This window comes from Bartonella sp. CL63NXGY (assembly GCF_042194905.1).
Classification (GTDB): domain Bacteria; phylum Pseudomonadota; class Alphaproteobacteria; order Rhizobiales; family Rhizobiaceae; genus Bartonella.
Map to the genome: position 1 here is coordinate 31,244 of NZ_JBHINK010000005.1, position 24,748 is coordinate 55,991.

Here is a 24,748-nt window from a genome sequence, read left to right on the forward strand (position 1 = left end):
TATGCGTGAAATGATGAGCATGATGAAAAAAGCCAAAGAAATGCAAGAAAAAATGCAGAAGATTCAGGAGGAAATAGCTAATCTGCAAGCTGTGGGCACTGCAGGGGGTGGTCTCGTCAATATCACTTTAAATGGCAAAAATATTATAACAGCAATTCAAATTGATCCTTCATTACTCAAACCTGAAGAAGCTGAAATTCTTGAAGATCTCATTATGGCAGCTTATAATGAAGCAAGAACAAAAATCGAAATCGCAATAGAAGAAAGAACCAAAAGTATAACGGCAGGGCTACCACTCCCATCAGGTTTCAAGCTTCCATTTTAATGAAACGGATTTTTTCCGTGGGACAAAAATATGTCTAAATACATTGCAGGACCTGAGATTGAACGTCTCATTCAGATTTTATCACGGTTACCAGGTCTTGGTCCACGTTCAGCGCGTCGTGCTGCACTGCATCTTATCAAAAAAAAGGAGACTTTGCTGGAGCCTTTAGGAGCGGCTATACAAGCAGCTATCGAAAAAGTCGGCATTTGTTCTGTTTGTGGAAATGTCGATACCATTGATCCTTGTTCAATTTGTACAGATTTGCGCCGCGATGATACAACAATCATCGTTGTTGAGGATATTGCTGATCTGTGGGCCCTTGAGCGCGCAAAAACTTTAGCCGCACGTTATCATGTGTTGGGTGGACGACTCTCCCCCTTAGATGGAATAGGTCCTGACGAACTCAACATTGCCACCTTAATACAGCGTGTTGTACAAAACCCTATTACGGAGATTATTCTTGCTGTCAATGCGACTGTCGAAGGTCAAACAACTGCTCACTATATCACTGATCAGCTTTCTAATTTTCCAGTTAAAATTACGCGACTTGCTCATGGTGTTCCTGTAGGAGGTGAGCTTGATTATCTTGATGATGGAACTTTAGCAGCAGCTGTACAAGCAAGAACAAATCTTTAAAACTTTTTCTTCTTAACCTTTAGCTCTTTAATGACGGGGGAATATTAAAATGATAAAGAAAAATCTCTCACTTTTAAACGACTTTGGTCCTGGTATTTTAGTATGTTTACTCATATCAGCCTTAGCTTATGGCTTAGAAGTTGTAGAAAAACAGTTTTTCACGGAAGCGTGGCTTGAAAGCCTTGTTTTGGCAATTCTTCTAGGATCAATTATCCGTAGTTGTTTTTCTTTGCCAACATATTTTCAAAAAGGTATCACCTTTTGTGCAAAAACACTTCTCGAAATTGCTATCGTTCTTCTAGGAGCAAGCATTAGCATTAACGCAGTCCTTTCAGCTGGCTGGAATTTGCTTGCTAGTATCATATTCGTGATATTCGTAACGATTATCCTGAGCTTTGCCATCGGCCGACTTTTCGGGCTTTCTACACATTTGGCAATGCTGGTCGCTTGTGGGAATGCTATTTGTGGCAATTCAGCTATTGTCGCCGTTGCACCTGTTATAAAAGCAAAACATGACGATGTAGCCGCGTCAATTGCCTTCACTGCTCTTTTAGGAATTCTTATTATTTTATTTCTACCCTTTTTACATCCATCTCTGAATTTGTCATTTAGCCAATATGGTGTGCTTGCTGGCATGGTTGTGTATGCTGTACCACAGGTTTTAGCAGCAACAGCACCTATCTCTTTTCTAAGTGTTCAAATTGCAACAATTGTCAAATTAGTACGGGTTCTCATGTTAGGCCCTGTTATTTTTACTCTATCAATCATTTATCGCCGATCAGCAGAAACACGCTTGCGTTTACATACCCTCGTCCCATGGTTTATCATTGGCTTTATTATCATGATGCTTGTTCGCTCAAGTGGTCTTATCCCTGAAAAGGCTATCAATCCCATCAAATTTATTGCCCAGTTGTTTACTGTTATCTCAATGGCTGCACTAGGATTAGGTGTTGATATCCGATCACTAAAAAAAGCAGGATGGCGCGTCATTTTGGCTTCAACCTGCTCCATAATTATTCTCGGTATTTGTAGCCTTATTATGATACAATTGAATGATTTAAATCATATAACATTTTAAAATGTGCATTGATTATTATTTTTTCAACGTAGTATGCAATCAACCCAAAGTCCTCATTATTATTAAAATCAGTTCTTTCATAAACCAGAAAAAGTTCTAAAATATTGCCCATTATTCTATACAAAAAATTGAAAGAGCTGATATTTAAGTGAAAACTGTCAATTTTGCTTTTCAGTCCATAATGATTTGCAACGGGGTAGTATCAAAATACGTAACTCATACAAAACAATACCATTTCTTTCATCTGCTCTCATTACGCTGAGGTTTTTATACAAAGACTGATAAAATATATTCTTATTTGGAAAAAATGTGAGGTCATGACTTTTCCTCTTTTAAATTACTTTTACTTACTATGTGATACAAGTGGCATCAACGTACTATTTGATAGCTTAAAAGTTGTGACAACCCTTACATTTAAATGATTCGTGAAAGGAGTTTTGATTCATACGCTAACTCCGCTTGTAATATACAAGCTAATAAATTTAATTGTTTCACCATAAGTAAATTTAAAATAAGAGAATCATACAATACTCAAGGTACTCATTCAAAAAGTGAAATAATAGGGATTAAATTAACATCTCGTTCTATCTCATAAAAAGATATTGTTGCTTATTGGCACTAGTAACTTTCTTACAAATGAAATATACGATAATGAAAAGATTAAAAATACAGCAGGACTTTTATTTATCGTTTTATTCAACTAAAATATTTTTATGCTTATCCTTGCTATAGATACTGCTTCAATTTATTGTGCTGTTGCGCTTATTCGTCATAAATCTGTTATTGCGCGTATCAATGAACGCATGAACAAAGGACATGCCGAAAAAATTATTGGGCAGATTACACAAATAATGAAACAAGCCGATATGACGCTTGATCAAGTTGAGCGTATTGCTGTCAATATTGGACCTGGATCATTTACTGGTGTACGTGTCGGTGTTGCAACAGCACGCGCTTTGGCATTAGCACTTGAAATACCAGCTGTTGGAGTGAGTGCTCTTGAAGCGTTAGCAGCACAAGTCATAAACAGTAAAAGTACAGTATCGGCAATTACTGTTGTCATTGAAGCAGGGAGAGGAATGTTCTACCATCAAAATTTTCATAATGATCTCACACCTTTGGGAGAGCCGGGATTAAAAACAATTGAAAATATCCTCGAAGATTTGCCCAAAAAAACCCGACTGACTGGCCCAGCTGCTGATGTCGTTATGGAACATATTAAAAACCATAAAATACACGAAAAAATTGTCCTAGAAAAAATCCCCTGCGAAGCGGCCGATATTGTAAACTATGCTTATCTTGCTGCAAACAAACAATCAAAAAATTCGCCTCGCCCACTCTATCTACGCAGCGCTGATGCAAAACAACAAACCAATTTTGCTTTGCCACAAAAAAAATAATGCCCAAATTTTCATTGACAAAAAAGATTTTTGGAATTGCTCCGCTACAAGTTAATGATAGTGCTTCTCTTCATCAAATTCATCAACATTGTTTTACCCCTTCTTGGGAAAAACAAGCTTTTGATAATTTCTTAACAGATCACTCTATCTTCGGATACAAAGTTTTTCTCATTGATCGCTCTGATCAAATTTTAGGCTTTTGCCTATGCCGTCTCATCCTTGATGAAGCAGAAATCATCACAATTGCTGTTCATCCTCATTATCGTCAACAAGGAATTGGTACCTTTCTTATCGATCGTACAGTTCACCATCTTCACGACAAGGGCGCTATAAAATTATTCTTGGAAGTAGAAGCCACAAATCTTTCTGCTTTGAACCTTTATCAACGCTTTGAATTTCAAAAAATTTCTGAACGTCTTGCCTACTACGCGTCAAAAAATGGTCGTGGTGATGCAATTATCATGCAAAAAACTTTTAAGCAAATAGATTGAGATTTGTGTAAAAAACATTTACACATGCGCTATGAATAAAGTAAATCCTAAAAATACGCCTCCTGTTGCTCCTAAAAAGGTTTTTATCAAAACCTATGGATGTCAAATGAATGTTTATGATAGCCAACGGATGACTGATAGCCTCAGTTCGCAAGGCTATGTGACAACACAAATTCCCAATGATGCCGATCTTATTCTTGTTAATACCTGTCATATTCGTGAAAAAGCAGCAGAAAAACTTTATTCTGATCTTGGTCGTTTGCGCGTTATGCGTCAAGAGCGCACACCTGATAAACCCCTGATGGTTGGTGTAACAGGTTGTGTTGCACAAGCTGAGGGAAGTGAAATCTTGCGCCGTGCTCCAACAGTGGATCTTGTTATTGGTCCGCAAATGTATCATCGCTTGCCAGAATTGTTAGAAAAAGCAAAACAAGGAAAAAAAATTATCGAAACAGACTATGCTGTTGAAGATAAATTTGCTCATTTGCCGCCCCATAATAAACATGCGGTAAGAAAACGAGGTGTTAGCGCATTTTTAACAGTACAGGAAGGTTGCGATAAATTTTGCACTTTTTGTGTTGTTCCTTACACACGCGGTGCTGAAATATCACGGTCTGTCGAGCAAATTACCGAGGAAGCCCGCCAACTCATCGAAGCGGGTGTCAAAGAAATTACGCTGCTTGGACAAAATGTCAATGGTTGGCATGGACAAAGTGCTGATGGCAAAACTTGGCGTCTTGGCGATCTTCTTTATCATCTTGCAAAACTCAATGGTTTAAAGCGTTTGCGTTACACAACCAGCCACCCACGTGATATGGATGATAGCCTTATTGCCGCGCATCGAGATCTTGATATGTTAATGCCTTACCTCCATCTTCCTGTTCAATCAGGTTCAGATCGCATCTTAAAAGCCATGAACAGACAACACAAAAGCTCTCATTATCTTCATCTTATCGAAAAAATTCGAAACGCACGGCCAGATATTGCCTTTTCAGGCGATTTTATTGTAGGGTTTCCAGGAGAAACAGATGAAGACTTTGAAGAAACCATTAAACTTATTCAACAAGTACAGTACAGTTCAGCTTATTCTTTTAAATATTCCCCCCGTCCTGGAACAGTGGGAGCCACAATGAAAAATCATGTTGATGAATCTGTAAAAGATTCCCGACTTCAACATTTACAAGCCCTTCTCCTTGAGCAACAAAATGCGTTTTTGCGTTCTAAAATTGATCAAAAAACGAACGTTCTCATCGAAAAACCTGGACGTCACTCAGGGCAAATGGTAGGGCGTTCCCCTTGGCTTTTACCTGTTGTTGTCGATACAGAAGCCTCTACAGGTAGCGTGATAGAAATTCATATTAAAAATGCCAGCTCAAACAGTTTTGTTGGTGAAGTGACAAATAGATAAACATGCCTCTAACACCTTGTTCAAAAATAAATATTTTTGAAAACTCTTTTATTTTAAAAGAAAATGATTACATCTAAAGCGTGCACTTTTTGTAAAAATTGTCTTTTATAAAGTTTACTTAACAAAATGTGCAATGTTTATGTAGATATGGAGAATAGGCTGAAAGCTTCAACCGAAAAAATAAAGCGTATTAAAGAAAAAGTAAATATGTCCCTTGAAAAGGCTGATACCTTGAAACAAACAAGCGCTTCAGATGTGAGCCAAGTTGTTTTGATTTTCGAAAATAATAAATATGCAAAAGCAGTTTTTGGTAAATTTGACGAAAATCTCGCTTATATCGAAAAAAAACTCGAACTTAGTATTCATCCGCGTGGTAATGAAGTCTTAATCCGTGGAAATATTTCTGTTATAAAACGTGCGCAATATGTATTGCAGCAGCTTTATGAACGTGCCAAAACACATCAAGAGCTCACTTTATCAGATATAAAAGGAGCGATTGCTATGGCAAATATACCAAAGAAGCAGAAAGAAGACACAATAACACACAAATCTGCAACGAAACGTATACCAGCACGGTTGAGTACCCATAAAAAAATAATTCATGCAAGAACTCCAACACAAGACGCTTACATAAGCGCTATGGAGCATACTGAACTTGTGTTTGGTGTAGGACCAGCAGGAACAGGAAAAACGTATCTTGCTGTTGCTCATGCTGCAATGCTTCTAGAACGTGGTATCATTGAGCGAATTATTCTCTCACGTCCAGCTGTTGAAGCTGGAGAACATCTTGGTTTTCTTCCCGGTGATCTCAAAGAAAAAGTCGACCCATATTTACGACCACTTTATGATGCTCTTTATGATATGATGCCCGCTGAAAAAATAGAACGCATTTTAGCTTCTGGTGTCATAGAAATTGCTCCTCTCGCCTTTATGCGCGGACGAACACTTGCCCATGCTGCTGTTATTCTTGATGAGGCACAAAATACTACCCCCATGCAAATGAAGATGTTCCTCACACGTCTTGGAGAAGGAACGCGTATGATTGTTACCGGTGACGTAAGCCAAATTGATTTGCCTACAGGGCAAAAATCAGGTCTCATTGAAGCAATTCGCATTCTTTCAAATGTAGAAAATATTGCAATTGTGCATTTTGATGAAAAAGATGTTGTACGCCACCCACTTGTTGCTGCTATCGTTCGTGCTTATGATCGTGATTCCGAAATACAAAATAAAAAAAAATCATTCGCATGCGATGCATTAAAAAATGAATTTGATTCATCATGATTATTATTGATATAATGATTAAAAGCGCAGGGTGGAATGATGAGAAAATGCTTTATAATATCACTGAAAAAGCATTAATGGCGACTATGCATCATGTTTCATTGGAAAATGTTGTAAGCGAGATTAGCCTGCTTTTTACGGATGATGAACATATGGCACAAATCAATGCACAATGGCGCAACAAAAACAAATCCACTAATGTATTATCCTTTCCTGCTTTTCCACTTAAAGCTGGAAATCAACCTGGTCCCATGCTCGGTGATATTATTATTGCCCGAGAAACTGTTGTTTTCGAAGCAGAGAAAGAAGGAAAAACATTTCAAGATCATTTAACGCATATGATTGTTCATGGTATCTTACATCTGCTTGGTTATGACCATGAAACTGATGATGAAGCATATAAAATGGAAAAGCTCGAAAGAGAAATTCTTCAAAAGCTTTCCATAAAAGATCCTTACGCATAATTGTCTATCAATGATAAAATTTAACTTTTAAAATCAATATTACCAGCATACCATTTAAAGCCTCTTATTTATCTGTTATAAAAAGAAAGTCTAAAAGATTTCAAAACCATGGCAAACAAAATAAATGCACAAAATAATAGTCAAGCATCTTCTAATAATGAAAAAGACCCCTCTCAACAGACGAATCATACAGAGAAATATTCCCTGATGAATCATTTATTTTCATTCTTACGGGGTCGTAATTGTGCATCTACGTCACTGCGCGATGATCTTACCGTTGCACTCACGACTAACAATGAAAAAGATACCGCCCTCTTCTCACCTGAAGAACGTACTATGCTGCATAACATTTTACGCTTACGTGAAGCACGCGTGGATGATGTTATGATACCTCGTTCTGAAATCGAAGCATTAGAAATAAACACCTCTCTTGGAGAAACCCTTCAATGTTTTGCAAAAATTGGTCATTCTCGTATACCCGTTTATGCTGAAACTTTAGATGATCCGCGCGGCATGATCCATATCCGCGATATTCTTAACTACATCACTCGCTTTATTATCAACCCAACAAAAACCGAACAAAAATCCGATTTGCTTCAATTAAACCATACAGACTTGCATACTCCAATCGGTGAATTGGATTTGATCCGAACAGTTCTCTTTGTTCCCAGTTCTATGCTTGCGAGCAAATTATTAACACGGATGCAAACTACACGAACTCAAATGGCTTTAGTTATTGATGAACATGGAGGAACAGATGGTCTCGTTTCAATGGAAGATATTGTTGAGTTAGTCGTTGGGGATATCGAAGATGAACATGATAATGTCGACAATGCTATCGTACGTGAACCAAATAATAAATGGCTCGTTGATGCAAGAACTGAACTAGAAGATGTGGAGAAAGCTCTTGGTCCTGATTTTATCGTAGGGGAATATGGTGATGAAGTTGATACTATTGGTGGTTTGATCGTCTCCATTCTTGATCGCATTCCTGCTAAAGGTGAAATTGTCGAAGCTGTACCTGGCTATAGATTTCGTATTTTAGAAGCTGATAAACGCCGGATTAAACGATTGCGCATTTTTCGCATTCCCAAAAATGAGAATCTTGAGAACAATGCCATCCCTAAAGAATAGTCCAGCGTTTTTAAACAATTTCATCGTTTTTTTGTTCTCTGTTACAGGCTGGAAGCGCCAAGCATGGATATTTCTGTGTGGTGCTCTTACTTCTTTTGCACTTCCACCCTTTTATTTAACACCTCTTTGCTTTTTAACTTTCCCTCTCTTTATTGTTTTACTTGACTCAATACGGGCCACCAAAAACAATAAAAAACATTTTTTTACTTACGCTTTAAGCTGTGGAACCTTTGGTTTTAGTTATTTTATTTGCGGCCTTTGGTGGCTATGCAATGCTTTGTTAACAGATCCAGATTCTTTTGGTTGGGCAGTCCCATTAGCCATTTTATTCCCTCCACTCTACCTTTCTCTTTATTGGTTTTTTTCTGGTTTCATTGTCGGTTTATTATGGACAAAAGGAATAGCACGCTTTTTTGTTTTAGCCTTTGCATTAGGATTATCCGAGTGGTTGCGTGCGTTTTTATTCACAGGATTTCCATGGAATTCTCTTGGCTATACAGCCATGCCAACCCCAATGTTCATGCAATCTGATGCAATCGTAGGACTTTACGGAATGAATATTCTTGCTGTCTTAGCCTACAGTTTGCCAACTGTTTTATTAACGAATGAAAAAAAGAAAGTGGCACTTTCTCTTTGCTTATCACTTATATTCATTCACTGTGGTTTTGGGTTTTATCGTCTTCATACTATAGAAAACACAGCTGAAGATCAAAAAAGTGCTTATTGGGTGCGTATTGTTCAACCGTCCATCCAACAAAATATAAAATTGCGTGATAATACACGAGAAGCTATGTTGGAAGCGCATATGAAGCTAAGTGCAACACCAACAACCGATCAAAATTCAGAACCCGATTTTATCATATGGCCGGAAGCTTCCGTTCCTTACCTTCTTTATGATAACTCATCTATCACAATGCGCATTGCCTCTCTTTTAAAACCTAAACAATGGGCTATTATCGGAGCAATACGCGCCAGCAATGATCTACCTCATTCCCAAACACAATATTTTAATACAATTGCAGTCATTAATGCTCAAGGTAATATTTTAAATACCTCCGATAAACTTCATTTGGTTCCTTTTGGTGAGTATCTTCCTTATCAGAATTTATTGAAAAAAATTGGATTGCGTACCCTTGCCGATAATATTGGTGGATATAGTACTGCAAGTGTGCGCAAAATTGTTACAATGCCAAACGGATTTTCTTATCTACCCTTAATTTGTTATGAAGCAATATTTCCCCATGAAATGACTTTTCAAGGCTCCCCACCTCAAGCAATTATTAATATTACAAATGATGCATGGTTTGGTGTAACACCTGGACCCTATCAACATCTTCAACAAGCACAGCTTCGTGCCGTTGAACTGGGAATCCCCCTCATACGGGCAGCCAATAATGGCATATCAGCTGTTATTGATTCTTATGGACGAATCGTTGTAGCTCTTCGACAAAATGCTGTGGGCATTATTGATTCACAAGTTCCATCATCCATTACCCCTATAGGAAGCAATGAATACAGAACTTTCTCTACTTTTATCTTATTCATCCTTATGCTATTGTGTCGTGTTGGTTTTGGTTCTACAAAACAGCTTAAATGATTCAAGTGCCCTTTGTACGGCATTATGTTGCGTGTACCAGTAGTATTGGGAAAAAATATTACATATTGTTTTAATTATATGATAAATCAGCTTCGCATAAATATGATGTTGATTTAGAAGAAAAGTGCTGGAAATAAAGAGTTGCATTATGACCGAAACTAGAAAAAAACCTGACCCTATAGATATCTATGTTGGAACTCGTATCCGTTTACGTCGTAATATTTTAGGACTCACTCAAGAGAAACTAGGTGAAAAATTAGGAATTACTTTTCAGCAAATCCAAAAATATGAAAAAGGAACAAACCGTATTGGTGCCAGTCGTCTTCAAGCGATAGCAGAAATTATGGATGTTCCTGTTTCTTACTTTTTTGATAAAGGTATTACCTCCCAACAAGTAGAGGGTTTTGCCGAAAGTGATCACAATTTTATAGACTTTTGTTCTAGCAGCGAAGGGATTCAGCTCATGCGCGCTTTTACAAATATATCTGATGCTAAAGTGCGTCGAAAAATTATTGACTTGGCAAAAGCACTTTCTGAGGAAGATGTGACAAATAAGTTATAAATTAAAATTATATCTTTTCTCTTTTATTCATATAAATTTGCATTGACGATTTGCTACAGAATTAGCAAATGGTAGCGACTTTAGTAAGCAATTAATTAAATCGTTGGTTTTCTTTTTTGAAGGAGTTCCTATGCCGCATCAAGATTATCTTTTTACGAGCGAATCGGTATCGGAAGGACATCCTGATAAAATTTGTGATCGTATTTCCGATGAAATCGTTGATATGATCTATAAAGAAGCTGAAAAGACTGGTACTGATCCATGGTTAGTACGCGTTGCCTGTGAAACTCTCGTCAGTGTCAACCGTGTTGTTATCGCTGGTGAAGTACGTGTTCCCGATACGCTATTAAAAAAAGATAAAAATAAAGAATTCATCTACGATGAAACTAGCTTTCCACTCATTAATCCTACACGTTTTCGTACAGCAGCGCGCCGTGCTATTCGTACCATTGGCTATGAACAAGCAGGATTCCATTGGAAAACTGTTAAAATTGATGTTCTTTTGCGCCCCCAATCAGCTGATATAGCAAGAGGGGTTGATAATGCTACGGATCGGCACGGTGAAGAAGGAGCAGGTGATCAAGGCATCATGTTTGGATATGCTTGCCGTGAAACACCTGATCTCATGCCTGCACCAATTTATTATGCGCATAAAATTCTCAAACTTCTTGCCGCAGCCCGACATAAAGGAGAGGGAGAAACTGGAAAATTAGGACCAGATGCTAAAAGCCAAATAACCATACGCTATAAAAATGGAAAACCAATAGAGGTCACATCCATCGTTCTTTCAACGCAGCACCTTGATGAAAGCTGGGATTCCAATAAAGTACGTACAGTGGTTGAGCCTTACATTCGCCAAGCTTTACATGACATTCCCATTGCAGCTCAATGCAGTTGGTATATTAACCCAACAGGAAAATTTGTTATTGGAGGACCTCAAAGCGATGCCGGATTAACGGGACGCAAAATTATTGTGGATACTTACGGAGGTGCAGCACCCCATGGAGGCGGTGCTTTTTCAGGAAAAGATACAACAAAAGTTGATCGTTCTGCTGCCTATGCGGCACGCTATCTGGCTAAGAATATTGTTGCTGCTCATTTAGCAGAGAGATGCACCATTCAACTCTCCTATGCAATTGGTATCGCACAACCTTTATCTATTTATCTTAATCTTCATGGAACAGGAAAAGTCGATGAAAAAGTTATTGAAGCAGCCATCCGCAAAATAATGGACCTTTCACCTACCGGCATTCGAAAACATCTTGACCTCAATAAACCTATTTATGCAAAAACAGCTGCCTATGGTCACTTTGGTCGTAAACCAAAAAACGATGGTTCGTTTTCATGGGAAAAAACTGATCTCGTGAAAACGCTTCAAACAATGATCCAAATCCCATGATTAAACATAATATACGTAAGAGTGAAGCATTTTTTGGACGCCGACAAGGAAAACAACTTCGAAACAGTCAGCTTACACGTATAAAAATGCTTCTCCCCAATTTTAATATTGATTTAAATGTTCCTCCTCCTTCAAACCTTACATCCTTATTTTCAAGCAAAGTAAGAGAAATTCGACTTGAAATCGGCTTTGGTGGAGGTGAACATTTACTTCATGAAATGGAATATTTTCCAAAAACTGGTTTTATCGGCGTCGAGCCCTTTATCAATGGCATGGCAAAAATATTGTTGTCTCTTGAACAGCATCAAAACCATCAAAATCGTCTTCGCCTCTATAATGATGATGCTACACGCCTCCTTGATTGGCTCCCTGATAACTCGCTTGATGGAATAGACCTCTTCTATCCTGATCCTTGGCCGAAAAAGAAACACTGGAAACGACGTTTCATCAACATAAAAAATCTTAACCGTTTTGCTCGTGTTCTTAAAATAGGGAAATTTTTTCGCTTTGCTAGCGATATAGACAGTTATGTAAACTGGACTTTGTACCATTGTGCACAACATGATCACTTTGAATGGAAAGCAGAAAGCCCTCAAGACTGGAAACTCCCTTATCCACTATGGAGTGGAACCCGCTATGAAGCAAAAGCTTTACGCGAAGGACGAACGCCTGCCTATCTTACCTTTATCAAGAAATAAATGATCAAGCGCTTTTCTCATAAACAACTTGAAAAATTTTGAATTTAAGAGTATCAATAGTTAAATTCTTGGTCTTATGATGAAGAGTGGGCCGTTGGACCCGCTCTTTTTTAATATCATAAAACTGATGAAAACAACTTGGATAAAATGTATGAACGAAGCTGAAAAAATAAGCAATCTTGACGAACCGCGCTTGTTTGAAGAAGAGGGTATCGAAGCACAGGTTGCTGCTCTTGTCATACCACTACTTAAACCTTTAGGTTTTCGTTTGGTTCGTGTAAAACTTCTTGGTCAAAATGGTTTAACACTTCAAATTATGGTTGAACGTGCCGATGGTTCTATGACCATAGAAGATTGTGAAACTGTTAGTCGAACTGTTTCCCCACTCCTTGATGTCCAAAATGTTATTGAACGCAAATATCATTTAGAAATTTCATCACCTGGAATTGATCGTCCATTGGTAAGAAAATCTGATTTTTTTCATTGGCAAGGGCATCTTGCAAAAATTGAAACAAAAATAATAATTGATGGGCGCCGAAAATTTCGCGGGACACTTACAAATATCACGCAAGATGGATTTATTTTAAACACCGATAAAGCTGCTTATGGAGAAGCCATGTATACCCCTATTTCCTTTTGTGATATCATAAATGCACATTTAGTGCTTACCGATGAGCTTATTCGCGATGCATTGAAACAAAATAAAGATTTAAGTCAACAATTCATTGCCGAAGAGAACGCTAACGACTCTATACAGACGCTCAATTTCAAAAAATAATATCACAGGGGAATACCCATCGTGTGGCACAAAGAAGGAGAAAATTGATGGCTACAAGCGCTAACAGGCTTGAGATTCTGCAAATTGCAGATGCTGTTGCACGTGAAAAGTCAATCGACCGTGAAATTGTCATTTCTGCGATGGCTGATGCTATTCAAAAAGCAGCACGTTCTCGTTATGGTCAAGAAACCAATATCCGTGCTGAAATCAATTCTAAAACAGGTGAAATTAAATTACAGCGCCTGCTTAAAATCGTTGATGTCGTTGAAGACTATACAACGGAAATTACTTTGTCTGATGCTCTCAAACATCAAGCAGAAGCAAAAATTGGTGATTTTTTTGCTGATCTTTTACCTCCTATGGATTTTGGACGTATCGCAGCACAATCTGCTAAACAGGTTATTGTACAAAAAGTACGCGACGCAGAGCGTGATCAGCAATATGAGGAATTCAAAAATAAAGTTGGTGAAATTATTTCTGGTACAGTTAAGCGTGTGGAATATGGTAACGTCATCGTTGATCTAGGGCGCGGTGAAGCTATTGTGCGCCGTGATGAATTAATTCCTCGTGAATCATTCCGCTATGGAGATCGCATTCGTGCTTTTGTCAATGATGTACACCGTGAAACGCGTGGGCCGCAAATCTTCCTTTCACGCACACATCCCCAATTTATGGTAAAACTTTTCACTATGGAAGTGCCAGAAATTTATGATGGTATTATAGAAATCAAATCTGTAGCTCGTGATCCAGGTTCACGGGCTAAAATCGCCGTTGTTTCACGCGATGGTTCCATTGATCCTGTTGGAGCATGCGTTGGAATGCGAGGAAGTCGTGTACAAGCTGTTGTTGCTGAATTACAAGGCGAAAAAATTGATATTATTCCTTGGTCGCCTGATGCGGCAACATTTGTCGTTAATGCACTGCAACCTGCTGAAGTTTCTAAAATTATCCTTGATGAAGATGCTGAACGGATTGAAGTTATTGTGCCAGATGATCAACTTAGCCTTGCTATTGGACGACGTGGGCAAAATGTTCGCTTGGCTTCACAGCTAACAGGATGGAACATTGATATTTTAACGGAAAAGGAAGAATCTGAAAATCGTCAAAAAGAATTTACTGAACGGAGTAAATTGTTTATGGAAGCCTTAGAGGTTGACGAAATGATCGGACAGGTTATGGCATCAGAGGGTTTTTCTTCTATTGAAGAAATCGCCTATATTGATCTTGAAGAAATCGCTTCTATTGATGGTTTTGACCATGATACCGCCGCTGAAATCCAAAGTCGTGCCCGCGAATATCTTGATCATCAAGAAAAAGAACTTGATGAAAAACGCAAAAAGCTCGGAGTTTCTGACGAATTGCGAACACTTCCTGGAATGACAAGTGCTATGTTGGTTGCTGTAGGTGAGGATGGTGTAAAAACGATAGAAGACTTTGCTGGCTATGCCGTTGATGATTTAGCTGGTTGGAGAGAACGCAAAGAAGGTCAAACACAGAATTTTTCTGGTATTTTAACCCCTTTTGACATTACACGCGCAGATGCAGAAGCTATGGTTTTAGCCGCACGTGTACAAGCAGGCTGGATAGACCAAGCTGATCTTGTTACAGAAAATCCTGTAGAAGATGAAAATTCTACAGAAAATGAAAAAATAGATGATTTGGATGTGGATACACTTTAAATGAATGAACGGACTTGCATTGTGACCCGAAAAAATGCTTCAGCACAAACGCTGATCCGTTTTGTTATTGGTCCCAATAACCAAATTGTTCCTGATCTTAAAGCGAATTTACCAGGGCGTGGCGTTTGGATTTCCGCCCATCACGCTGTTATTGAGAAAGCAATAAAACAGAAAGCTTTTCATAGAAATTTTAAAACAGATGTTGAGGTTGCACCAAATCTTGTGCATGTTATTGATACGCTTTTACTAAAAGCCGCTCTTTCAAGCCTTTCCATGGCACGAAAAGCGGGAGCAATTGTTATGGGAGCAACAAAGGTTGACGCTGCTATCCGCTCTGGTAAAGTTATTCTTGTACTTCATGCTAAAGAAACAACAGAAGATGGGAAACGAAAAATTGCACAGGCCATCCATTCAATACAACAACAAACAAATCGGACTATAAAAACCATATCTTTATTTACAAGTGATGAAATGCGAGTGGCTTTTGGCTCTAATCCTGTAATGCACGCGGCCTTACTGGACACAAAGGCTGCTGAAGGATTTCTCAAAACGACATGTAAATTGATCAGCTATCGTGACGACAAGCATAGTAAGTCTAGTGAGATGACGGCACAAGCCGTGAAGGAAGTACAATGAGTGAAAATAACAACGACAAAACAACCGTCAAGAAGACACTAACTCTCAAGAGGTCTGTCTTGGAAACGAGCACGGTTAAACAAAATTTTAGTCATGGCCGTACGAAGGCTGTCGTTGTCGAAACCAAACGGCGTAAAATTACGCGACCTGATGAAAAAGCTGAAACCCTACAGCCCATTACAAAGCCGCATGTGGCCCCCCAGCGTTCTAAACCGCGTTTTGAGGGAAAAAAGCCTCAAGAATCTGTGTCCAAAAGCAATCTTTCATCAACTGAAATGGAAGCGAGACTTCGCGCGTTAGAAGAAGCACATATCCAAGAAAGAATAACGCGAGAACAAGCCGAAGAAGAAGCAAGACGCGCTAAAGAGCGTGAAGAAATTTTACAGCAAGAAAGTAAAGAAAAAGAAATACATCTCCAACAAGAAGAAGAAATATCACCAGTACAGACTCCACCTGTTCCCCCTCTCATTGAACAGACAGATATTCCTATTGCGCCTAAAAACACAACCGTGATTGAAAAACGCAAAATAGATGACAATAAAGAGGAAGAACGGCATAGTCGACGTGCTAATCCTGCTAAATCAGAAATACGTGTACCAAAAGTTGTCAAAGGAGCTGATGAGCGGCGACGCGGAAAGCTAACTCTGAATAGTGCACTGGATGAAGAAGGAAACGCACGTGGGCGCTCAATGGCTGCAATGCGGCGTAGACAGGAAAAGTTTAAGCGTGCACAAAATCAAGAACCAAGAGAAAAAATTTCTCGCGAAGTTGTTCTTCCTGAAACGATTACCATTCAAGAGCTCGCACAACGTATGACGGAGCGTTCTGTTGATGTGATTAAATTCTTGATGAAACAAGGACAAATGATGAAACCTGGCGATGTTATTGATGCAGATGTTGCCGAACTCATCGCTGTTGAATTTGGCCATACTGTTAAACGTGTTTTAGAATCTGACGTAGAAGAAGGTATCTTTAATATAAAAGATAATCCTCAAAACATGCAGCAGCGTCCCCCTGTTGTAACCATTATGGGCCATGTTGACCACGGAAAAACTTCTCTTTTGGATGCTATTCGTAAAGCAAATGTTGTTTCTGGCGAAGCAGGAGGTATTACGCAGCATATTGGTGCCTATCAAGTAGAACAAAACGGTCAAAAAATTACCTTTATTGATACACCTGGTCATGCTGCATTTACGGCTATGCGTGCACGTGGAGCTCGTGTTACTGATATTGCTGTTCTCGTTGTAGCCGCTGATGATAGTGTTATGCCCCAAACGATTGAATCAATCAATCATGCGAAAGTTGCTGGTGTACCTATCATTGTTGCTATCAACAAAATTGATAAACCAGCTGCGAATGCACAAAAAGTACGTACAGAACTTCTACAACATGAAGTGTTTGTTGAAACTATGGGCGGTGAAACTTTGGACGTTGAAGTTTCTGCTAAAACTGGTCAAAATCTTGATAAACTTCTCGAAGCTATCCTTCTTCAGGCTGAAATGCTTGATCTGAAAGCAGATCCTCAACGAACTGCAGAAGGCGTTATCATTGAAGCCAAATTGGATCGCGGACGTGGATCTGTTGCAACAGTTCTTGTTCAAAAAGGTACATTACACCCTTCTGATATTATAGTTGCCGGAAATGAATGGGGTCGTGTGCGTGCTTTGATTGATGACCATGGCCGCCATGTCAAAGAAGCCGTTCCCTCTACACCGATTGAAATTTTAGGAATGCAAGGAACACCACAAGCCGGAGACCGTTTTGCTGTTGTCACACATGAAGCAAAAGCACGTGAAATTTCTGAATATCGTCAACGATTAGCACGTGATAAAGCTGTTGCGCGGCAAACTGGTTCGCGTGGTTCTCTTGAACAGATGATGACAAAATTGCAAACGACTGGTGTTAAGGAGTTTTCTCTTATTATAAAAGGGGATGTGCAAGGATCAATTGAAGCAATTGCTTCAGCATTGGAAAAACTCGGAAATGATGAGGTTCGTGCGCGTATTGTACATTCTGGTGCTGGCGGAATTACCGAAAGTGATATTTCTCTTGCGGAAGCTTCTAACTCTGCTGTAATTGGCTTTAATGTTCGAGCCAATAAGCAGGCACGTGATTTTGCTAAAACACAAGGAATTGAAATTCGTTATTATAACATCATTTATGATCTTGTTGACGATATCAAAGCTGCCATGTCTGGATTACTCTCACCAGAACAGCGTGAAACTTTCCTTGGTAATGCTGAAATTCTAGAAGTCTTTAACATTACAAAAATTGGAAAAGTTGCAGGATGTCGTGTTACAGAAGGTAAAATAGAACGAGGAGCCGGTGTTCGCCTTATCCGCGATAATATCGTTATTCACGAAGGAAAGCTGAAAACACTCAAACGCTTTAAAGATGAAGTCAGTGAAGTGCAAAGTGGTCAAGAATGTGGAATAGCCTTTGAAAATTATGACGACATGCGCGCAGGAGACATCATTGAGACCTTCCGTATCGAACATATTAATCGCACATTATAAAATAATCCAATAACCTTATTCTGTTATAAAATGAGAAAAAGTTATTAGATTTTATACACAATATCTTTTTTTCCTTATCTAAATGGTCAAAAAAAGAGATCTTGTAGCAAGGATAAAACTTTGATGAAAAATGCAGGACCATCACAACGGCAACTTAGAGTAGCAGAGCAAGTACGTCATGCAGTAGCGCATATATTACAGCGTGATATTTTGCTTGATGATATCTTAAAAGATATTGTTATTTCTGTCTCTGAAGTACGCATGTCACCAGATTTAAAAATTGCTACTTGCTTTGTATCACCTCTCAGCACTCTTAAAAATGCTTCTCATACCGATGTTGTTGATACCCTCAATAAACATAGTCGTTTTCTCCGTGGAGAAATCAGTCATGCGTTGCGACAAATGAAATATATGCCAGAACTGCGTTTCCGACTTGATAATAGTTTTGATAATTTTTCAAAAATTGATGCTCTCCTTCGCTCGCCTGAGGTTGCACGCGATCTTCACCATAGCGATACAGATGAGGATTAAAGATATGGCGCGGCAACACAAGAAAAAAGGGCGTCCTGTTTCTGGCTGGGTCATATTTGATAAACCAAAAGGAATGAAATCAACAGAAGCTGTCTCACAAATCAAATGGCTCTTTCATGCTCAAAAGGCAGGACATGCGGGTACACTTGATCCTCTTGCTTCTGGTCTCCTTCCTATTGCATTGGGCGAAGCAACCAAAACCGTCCCTTACGTGATGCAAGGCAAAAAAACTTACCGTTTTCATATTGCTTGGGGGCAAGAGCGCTCAACAGATGATCTAGAAGGAGAAATAACGAAAACTTCTCTCAAACGTCCAACACAAGAAGAAATACTTGCTCTTCTTCCTCAATATACAGGTGTTATTTTGCAAACACCTCCACAATTTTCAGCAATCAAAATTGCCGGAAATCGTGCCTATGATTTAGCGCGTGAAGGGGAAGTTGTTGAAATTCCGCCCCGTGAAGTGGAAATAGAAACTTTCAAGTTATTAGAAATGCCTACCAAAGAGCATTCTGTCTTTGAAATAACCTGCGGAAAAGGAACTTATGTGCGCTCTTTAGCACGCGATATGGGACGTGATCTCGGTTGCTATGGGCATATTGCTGATTTAAGACGTATTGCCGTCGCACCTTTTGATGAAGAAGATCTCATTACATGGGAGGAACTAAAAGCGGCCATTCCGCCAAATAAAAATACTACAGATGAAAATAATCGTTCTTTTGAAAAAAACTTCTCAACACTCGATGGGCTCTTAATTGACACAAGTGCCGCATTAGATTGCCTCCCTCACTATATCCTTAATGAAACTCAAGCACAGAGAATTATCAAGGGTCATTCTATCCTCTTGAATCATCACAAAGTACCTCTTGATGAAGAGGAAATTTGTGTCCTCTATAAGGAACAACTTCTTGCTATTGGCATTCTCGACAAAGGTCTATTTAAACCAAAGCGGATTTTCACAATTTAATCGATTCTTTTCCACAACCACCTTTTGCGGAAAGATATTTTTCTCTATCAATTAAGAAAAATATGGTGCTTTTCATTGTCTATATTTACCGTATTCATATCAAAATTTAAGTCAGTGCTATAAGCTAACACCACCACACACTTTTTCCTCTTAATGTCGCAATAATCCTTGCATTTAAAGGATTCATAAGAGGCTTTTTATTTCTTTTTCAATCATTTTTACTCATACTTTAGCCCTCGTTTGTAATGTGCAAGCGAAGATGTGGACTGATTTACTCTAAATAGATTTGAAACGAGAAAAGCTTAAGACTTTCAGAACTATCACTCAACATGAAAAATTGTAAATAACCGTTATAAATCAATTTATTAACTATTGAAACAGCAATTTTTTGTTATGATTAAGCTAACAAATTGATCGAAATAATATTAACATATTTAATATTTACAAAAACTGTTTTAACCCTAAGGGAGATGATCAGAGGAAACTTTTAAAAGCATCTCATTGGCTTGAGGTATTGTTTGGCGTTCAATCATACGGTGCACTCTTATACCGTTAGGAGCACAATTTAAATGACGCAGACGCTTATTGACTTCTGCATCTGCTTTTGTACGACGATGATTATGGCGTAAATAATCTACCCATGTTGGCATATGATAAGCCTCTGTCCAATATTCAGGTCTTTCAAGATCTCGTAAAAGGACCCACTGACGCGCACCATCACGTAATCGAATATGGCGTCGACGCGTCATCACTTTGAGAAACTCTTCGAGTTCATTTTCATGAATTTGGTAATCAATCATTATCATGATCGGGCCACTTCTTGCTTTGAGGTCGAGTAATAATTCCGGCTCTCTAAAATGATCAAGAGGATTTAAATCTATCTGAGGAATTTCTTGAATTCTAAATTTTACCCCTGCAAGAGCACCAAAAATCAAGAATAAAGAACAAACGCTCAAAGCAATTGTTGGAGAATAACCATCAGCTAAACCTCCCCAGATTGCACTTCCAATAGCCATCCCCCCGGCAGTTGCCGTTTGATAAAGAGCTAAAGAACGTGCAACAACCCAGCGTGGTGTAGAGAGTTGTACAGATGTATTAAACAATGATAAGGCCAAAACCCAACATAACCCTGCAGGAAATAAAGCAATATGGCTTATAATCAGTGAACGACTGATTCCCAATAAAAAGCAAGAAAAGGCGAAACCAATAAATGCACTTGCAATAATTGTTTCTGAACGAAAATGATGCCGTACAACTGCATTAATAATACCTGCTGTCATGGCTCCTAACCCAAAACAACCGAGCAATGTACCATAAAGAAGGGCACTTCCTCCAAGAACTTTATGCGCAACAATTGGCAAAAGTGCTAAAATAGAAGTTGCTCCTATACCAAAAAGGAACGCTCGAACCATAATACTTAAGAGATTAGGTGACATCGCAACATAACGCAAACCATCTGAGACAGCTCCTAACAGCCTTTCTCGTGGCAATGAGTTGTTTTCATAATTCGACTTCCAGAAAAACAACGCACCAATAAGAGGAATATAGCTTATAGCATTAAACAAAAAAGCAGCCGATGCCCCTAAAGTTGCAATGATGGCACCACCAATCGCAGGACCAACACTCCGCATCAAATTAAAGCCGACACTATTCAAACTAACAGCAGCAGGAATATTTTCCCTGCTCACAATATCTCCTATCGTTGCTTGCCAAGAAGGATTATAAAAAGCTGTGCCACATCCAATCAAAAACGTAAAACATAACAAAAGCCAAGGTGTTAGAAATCCCATATAGGCTAAAACAGATAAACTCATCGATATGACCATCATCATAATCTGTACACACAACATAATTTGACGCCGATTAAAATTATCAGCTAATGCCCCTGCCATCAAAGAAAACATAACAAGTGGTAATGTTGTGGCACTTTGAACGAGCCCAACCATGGAATGCGAAGAACTAATCAACGCCATTAACCACCCTGCTCCAACAGCTTGTATCAGCCCCCCTAAATTAGAAATAAGAGTAGATGACCATAAATTTCGAAATACCGAATTACGAAAAAGTTTTAATGTTGAAATGCTCTGCATCTTTTCCCTCCAACGCTATTTATCACTTTTGTTACCACTCACACACACTCATAATCTTTGTATCAAAAGGATGCATAATTGTTTAAAACACTTCTCATAAAACTCTATTTAAATCAATATTTCAAAACAAAAGCTTTTATTTAAAGAAAGACTTCAAAATGCTGTCAAGGACTAGTATTTTAACCTTCTTTCCTATATAAGAACGAAATTAGGTAAGAGTCTTCGACTTTTCCTGTTTTCTCACAGACCCTTGCTGAACGACATCTCGGCTATGGGTGGCTTTATGTTTCTTCGTTTTTGGAAAGGATAATACGATGTCGATTACAGCTGAACGTAAAAAAGCTCTTGTCGCAGAATACGCAAACAAAGTTGGTGATACAGGATCACCAGAAGTGCAAATTGCTGTACTTTCTGAACGTATTTCTAATTTAACAAACCACTTTAAATCTCACAAAAAAGATAATCATTCTCGTCGTGGTCTTTTGAAGATGGTGTCTCAACGCCGGCGTCTTCTTGATTATCTTAAAGGAGTTGACCAAAATCGTTATCAGACACTTATAAAGAAGTTAGGTTTGCGTCGCTAAAAGAAAAATGGAAGTGGTATTAAAAAAACCACCCATTTTTTCAATGTGTTGCTTTTAATTAAAAATTTTAAAAACTGATAAGTTATTATGGGATAGGACTGCTCATCGTTTCACATTTAATGCGATTTACTTCTCTCTTCTCGCAACAAAGGAAGTAATTTGTTGTCCACCCCAAAACTTGCAAATATGCTGCGCACAACCAGAATGTAAGCAATCAAAGATTTAAACACTGGTCATTAAGGATAAAAAATGTTCAAAACGCACAAGATAGAAATTGAATGGGCTGGGCGTCCTCTCACCCTTGAGACAGGGAAAATAGCGCGTCAAGCTGATGGTGCAGTGATTGCTACCTATGGAGAAACTATTGTCTTAGCAACCGTTGTATCGGCCAAAAACCCAAAACCAGACCAGGACTTTTTTCCACTCACTGTTAATTATCAAGAAAAATTCTATGCTGTTGGTAGAATACCTGGGGGCTATTTAAAACGTGAAAGTCGACCAAGTGAAAATGAAACTTTGGTTTCACGTTTGATTGATCGCCCAATTCGTCCCCTTTTCGTTGAGGGATATAAAAATGATACACAAGTTATTGTTTCCGTTATACAGCATGATCTCGAAAACAATCCCGATATCCTTGCGATGATTGCATCTTCTGCCGCATTGACCCTGTCAGGTGTTCCTTTCATGGGACCTATAGCTGGTGCCCGCGTTGGCTATTGTAATGGACAATATGTTCTTAATCCTCATATCGATGAAATGCCTGAATCAAAACTTGATCTTGTTGTTGCTGGAACAGAAAGTGCTGTTTTGATGGTTGAATCAGAAGCACAAGAATTACCGGAAGATATCATGTTGGGGGCCGTGATGTTTGGTCACCAAGGCCTTCAACCTGTCCTTGATGCCATTATAAAGCTTGCTGAAGTTGCTGCAAAAGATCCTCGTGATTTTGTTCCTGAAGATCTTTCTGAACTTGAAAAAGCGATGCAGAAAATGGCAGAACAGGATATACGAAAGGCTTACACAATTACTGATAAGCAAGAACGTTATGCTGCAATTGATGCACTAAAGACAGAAATCCTCAATAAATTTATGCCAGAAACAGAAAAAGACTGTCAATTTAGTACAGATCAAATTGCAACCGTATTTAAACAGTTGCAAGCAAAAATTGTTCGTGGGAACATTCTTGATACCCAAAAGCGGATTGATGGACGCAATCTTTCTACCGTGCGCCCTATCCAATCAGAAGTAAGTATTTTACCCCGCACACATGGATCAGCACTCTTTACCCGTGGAGAAACACAAGCTATTGTCGTTGCAACGCTAGGAACTGGTGAAGATGAACAATATGTTGATTCCTTAACGGGAATGTATAAGGAAACATTCCTTCTCCATTACAATTTCCCACCATTTTCAGTGGGTGAAACGGGACGCCTTGGTTCTCCTGGTCGTCGTGAAATTGGACATGGTAAATTGGCATGGCGGGCAATTCACCCCATGTTGCCAACGAAAGAATCTTTTCCTTATACCATTCGTACTGTCTCAGAAATCACTGAATCCAATGGCTCTTCTTCTATGGCAACGGTTTGTGGAACCTCACTTGCTCTTATGGATGCTGGTGTTCCTCTAGCACGCCCTGTTGCTGGTATTGCTATGGGCTTGATTAAAGAAGGAGAACGCTTTGCTGTTCTTTCTGATATTTTAGGGGATGAAGATCATCTTGGAGATATGGATTTTAAAGTCGCAGGAACAGAAAATGGTATTACTGCCTTGCAAATGGATATCAAAATTGATGGTATTACCGAAGAGATTATGAAAATCGCGCTTGAACAAGCCAAAGGAGGCCGAATTCATATCCTTAATGAGATGGCGAAAGCTTTAACCAGTGCACGTGCTGAGCTGAGTGAATTTTCTCCACGAATCGAAGTTATGAATATTTCTGTCGATAAAATCCGTGATGTTATCGGCTCTGGTGGTAAAGTTATTCGGGAAATCGTGGAACAAACTGGAGCAAAAATTAATATTGAAGATGATGGTACCATTAAAATTGCTTCTGCTGATGCTAAAACCATTGAAGCGGCAAAACGCTGGATCCATTCTATTGTCGATGAGCCTGAAGTTGGTGCTATCTACCAAGGAACAGTTGTAAAAACTGCAGAATTTGGTGCATTTATAAACTTCTTTGGTTCTCGTGATGGACTCGTTCATATCTCTCAGCTTGCATCAGAACGCGTCAGCAAAACAACCGATATTGTAAAAGAAGGTGACAAAGTTTGGGTTAAATTAATGGGCTTTGATGAGCGTGGAAAAGTTCGGTTATCAATGAAGGTCATTGATCAAACAACCGGCAAGGAAATCACCGGTGATAAAGCGATAAATGAAGAAAAGTGCGTGGATGAAAAAAAACAACCTGAAAATAAGCGCCGCCGTAAGAAAAAAGAAGAGTAAGTTTTTCTTCTTATCGTATCATGAAATGCCATCCCAATATTGGAGT

Annotated in this window: 22 protein-coding genes; 21 read left to right on the forward strand and 1 reads right to left on the reverse strand. The window is 38.8% G+C overall.

Features of this window, described 5'->3' with window-relative positions:
- Position 1 precedes the first annotated feature (1 nt).
- The 19 genes from ACFIK0_RS04030 (at position 2) to truB (ending at position 19,583) form a co-directional block, all read left to right on the forward strand.
- Positions 2-325, forward strand: coding sequence for a YbaB/EbfC family nucleoid-associated protein (locus tag ACFIK0_RS04030; protein ID WP_273790576.1), 324 nt, complete (start codon positions 2-4; stop codon positions 323-325).
- Positions 326-355: 30 nt separating this feature from the next.
- A complete protein-coding gene (gene recR, locus ACFIK0_RS04035; protein ID WP_273790577.1) occupies positions 356-961 on the forward strand; it encodes a recombination mediator RecR in 606 nt (201 codons plus the stop codon).
- Between the two features lie 49 nt (positions 962-1,010).
- Complete coding sequence (locus ACFIK0_RS04040) at positions 1,011-2,039, forward strand: YeiH family protein (protein ID WP_273790578.1); 1,029 nt, start codon at positions 1,011-1,013, stop codon at positions 2,037-2,039.
- A 713-nt stretch (positions 2,040-2,752) separates the two neighbouring features.
- Positions 2,753-3,439, forward strand: coding sequence for a tRNA (adenosine(37)-N6)-threonylcarbamoyltransferase complex dimerization subunit type 1 TsaB (tsaB, locus tag ACFIK0_RS04045; RefSeq protein ID WP_375663549.1), 687 nt, complete (start codon positions 2,753-2,755; stop codon positions 3,437-3,439).
- On the forward strand, positions 3,439-3,930 hold the full coding sequence (rimI, locus tag ACFIK0_RS04050) for a ribosomal protein S18-alanine N-acetyltransferase (protein WP_273790580.1): 492 nt from the start codon (positions 3,439-3,441) through the stop codon (positions 3,928-3,930). The genes tsaB and rimI overlap by 1 nt, the downstream gene beginning before the upstream one ends.
- Before the next feature lie 31 nt (positions 3,931-3,961).
- On the forward strand, positions 3,962-5,338 hold the full coding sequence (gene miaB, locus ACFIK0_RS04055; RefSeq protein ID WP_375631070.1) for a tRNA (N6-isopentenyl adenosine(37)-C2)-methylthiotransferase MiaB: 1,377 nt from the start codon (positions 3,962-3,964) through the stop codon (positions 5,336-5,338).
- 159 nt (positions 5,339-5,497) lie between these two features.
- A complete protein-coding gene (locus ACFIK0_RS04060) occupies positions 5,498-6,622 on the forward strand; it encodes a PhoH family protein (RefSeq protein ID WP_375663570.1) in 1,125 nt (374 codons plus the stop codon).
- On the forward strand, positions 6,619-7,086 hold the full coding sequence (gene ybeY / locus ACFIK0_RS04065) for an rRNA maturation RNase YbeY (protein ID WP_375637600.1): 468 nt from the start codon (positions 6,619-6,621) through the stop codon (positions 7,084-7,086). The genes ACFIK0_RS04060 and ybeY overlap by 4 nt, the downstream gene beginning before the upstream one ends.
- Positions 7,087-7,194: 108 nt before the next feature.
- A complete protein-coding gene (locus tag ACFIK0_RS04070) occupies positions 7,195-8,220 on the forward strand; it encodes a hemolysin family protein (protein WP_273790583.1) in 1,026 nt (341 codons plus the stop codon).
- Positions 8,183-9,817, forward strand: coding sequence for an apolipoprotein N-acyltransferase (gene lnt, locus ACFIK0_RS04075; RefSeq protein WP_273790584.1), 1,635 nt, complete (start codon positions 8,183-8,185; stop codon positions 9,815-9,817). The genes ACFIK0_RS04070 and lnt overlap by 38 nt, the downstream gene beginning before the upstream one ends.
- A 148-nt stretch (positions 9,818-9,965) precedes the next feature.
- On the forward strand, positions 9,966-10,379 hold the full coding sequence (locus tag ACFIK0_RS04080) for a helix-turn-helix domain-containing protein (RefSeq protein WP_273790585.1): 414 nt from the start codon (positions 9,966-9,968) through the stop codon (positions 10,377-10,379).
- A 130-nt stretch (positions 10,380-10,509) separates the two neighbouring features.
- Entirely contained in the window at positions 10,510-11,778 is a 1,269-nt protein-coding gene (gene metK / locus ACFIK0_RS04085; protein ID WP_273790586.1) for a methionine adenosyltransferase, read from the forward strand.
- Complete coding sequence (locus ACFIK0_RS04090) at positions 11,775-12,476, forward strand: tRNA (guanine(46)-N(7))-methyltransferase TrmB (RefSeq protein WP_375631073.1); 702 nt, start codon at positions 11,775-11,777, stop codon at positions 12,474-12,476. Before metK ends, ACFIK0_RS04090 begins: the two co-directional genes overlap by 4 nt.
- 127 nt (positions 12,477-12,603) lie before the next feature.
- A complete protein-coding gene (rimP, locus tag ACFIK0_RS04095; protein WP_273790647.1) occupies positions 12,604-13,254 on the forward strand; it encodes a ribosome maturation factor RimP in 651 nt (216 codons plus the stop codon).
- 47 nt (positions 13,255-13,301) lie between these two features.
- A complete protein-coding gene (gene nusA, locus ACFIK0_RS04100) occupies positions 13,302-14,933 on the forward strand; it encodes a transcription termination factor NusA (RefSeq protein ID WP_375631074.1) in 1,632 nt (543 codons plus the stop codon).
- A complete protein-coding gene (locus ACFIK0_RS04105) occupies positions 14,934-15,569 on the forward strand; it encodes an RNA-binding protein (RefSeq protein WP_273790589.1) in 636 nt (211 codons plus the stop codon). It abuts the gene before it with no gap.
- Positions 15,566-18,085 carry a translation initiation factor IF-2 gene (gene infB / locus ACFIK0_RS04110; protein ID WP_375663550.1) on the forward strand — a complete coding sequence of 840 codons (2,520 nt, stop codon included), beginning with the start codon at positions 15,566-15,568 and terminating at the stop codon, positions 18,083-18,085. Before ACFIK0_RS04105 ends, infB begins: the two co-directional genes overlap by 4 nt.
- 123 nt (positions 18,086-18,208) lie before the next feature.
- Positions 18,209-18,616: a 30S ribosome-binding factor RbfA gene (gene rbfA / locus ACFIK0_RS04115; protein ID WP_375637598.1), complete on the forward strand. Its 408-nt coding sequence runs from the start codon at positions 18,209-18,211 to the stop codon at positions 18,614-18,616.
- Positions 18,617-18,620: 4 nt separating this feature from the next.
- Positions 18,621-19,583: a tRNA pseudouridine(55) synthase TruB gene (truB, locus tag ACFIK0_RS04120; RefSeq protein WP_273790592.1), complete on the forward strand. Its 963-nt coding sequence runs from the start codon at positions 18,621-18,623 to the stop codon at positions 19,581-19,583.
- 461 nt (positions 19,584-20,044) lie between these two features.
- Here truB and ACFIK0_RS04125 read toward each other — a convergent pair whose 3' ends face one another.
- Positions 20,045-21,673: an MFS transporter gene (locus ACFIK0_RS04125; protein WP_375643392.1), complete on the reverse strand. Its 1,629-nt coding sequence runs from the start codon at positions 21,671-21,673 to the stop codon at positions 20,045-20,047.
- 314 nt (positions 21,674-21,987) lie between these two features.
- Between ACFIK0_RS04125 and rpsO the strand changes: the two genes are divergently transcribed.
- Both rpsO and pnp read left to right on the forward strand, forming a co-directional pair.
- On the forward strand, positions 21,988-22,257 hold the full coding sequence (gene rpsO / locus ACFIK0_RS04130; RefSeq protein WP_375611819.1) for a 30S ribosomal protein S15: 270 nt from the start codon (positions 21,988-21,990) through the stop codon (positions 22,255-22,257).
- 249 nt (positions 22,258-22,506) lie between these two features.
- The gene (gene pnp, locus ACFIK0_RS04135) at positions 22,507-24,702 is read left to right on the forward strand and encodes a polyribonucleotide nucleotidyltransferase (RefSeq protein ID WP_375663551.1); all 2,196 of its coding nucleotides are present in this window, start codon (positions 22,507-22,509) and stop codon (positions 24,700-24,702) included.
- The last annotated feature ends 46 nt before the right edge of the window (positions 24,703-24,748 follow it).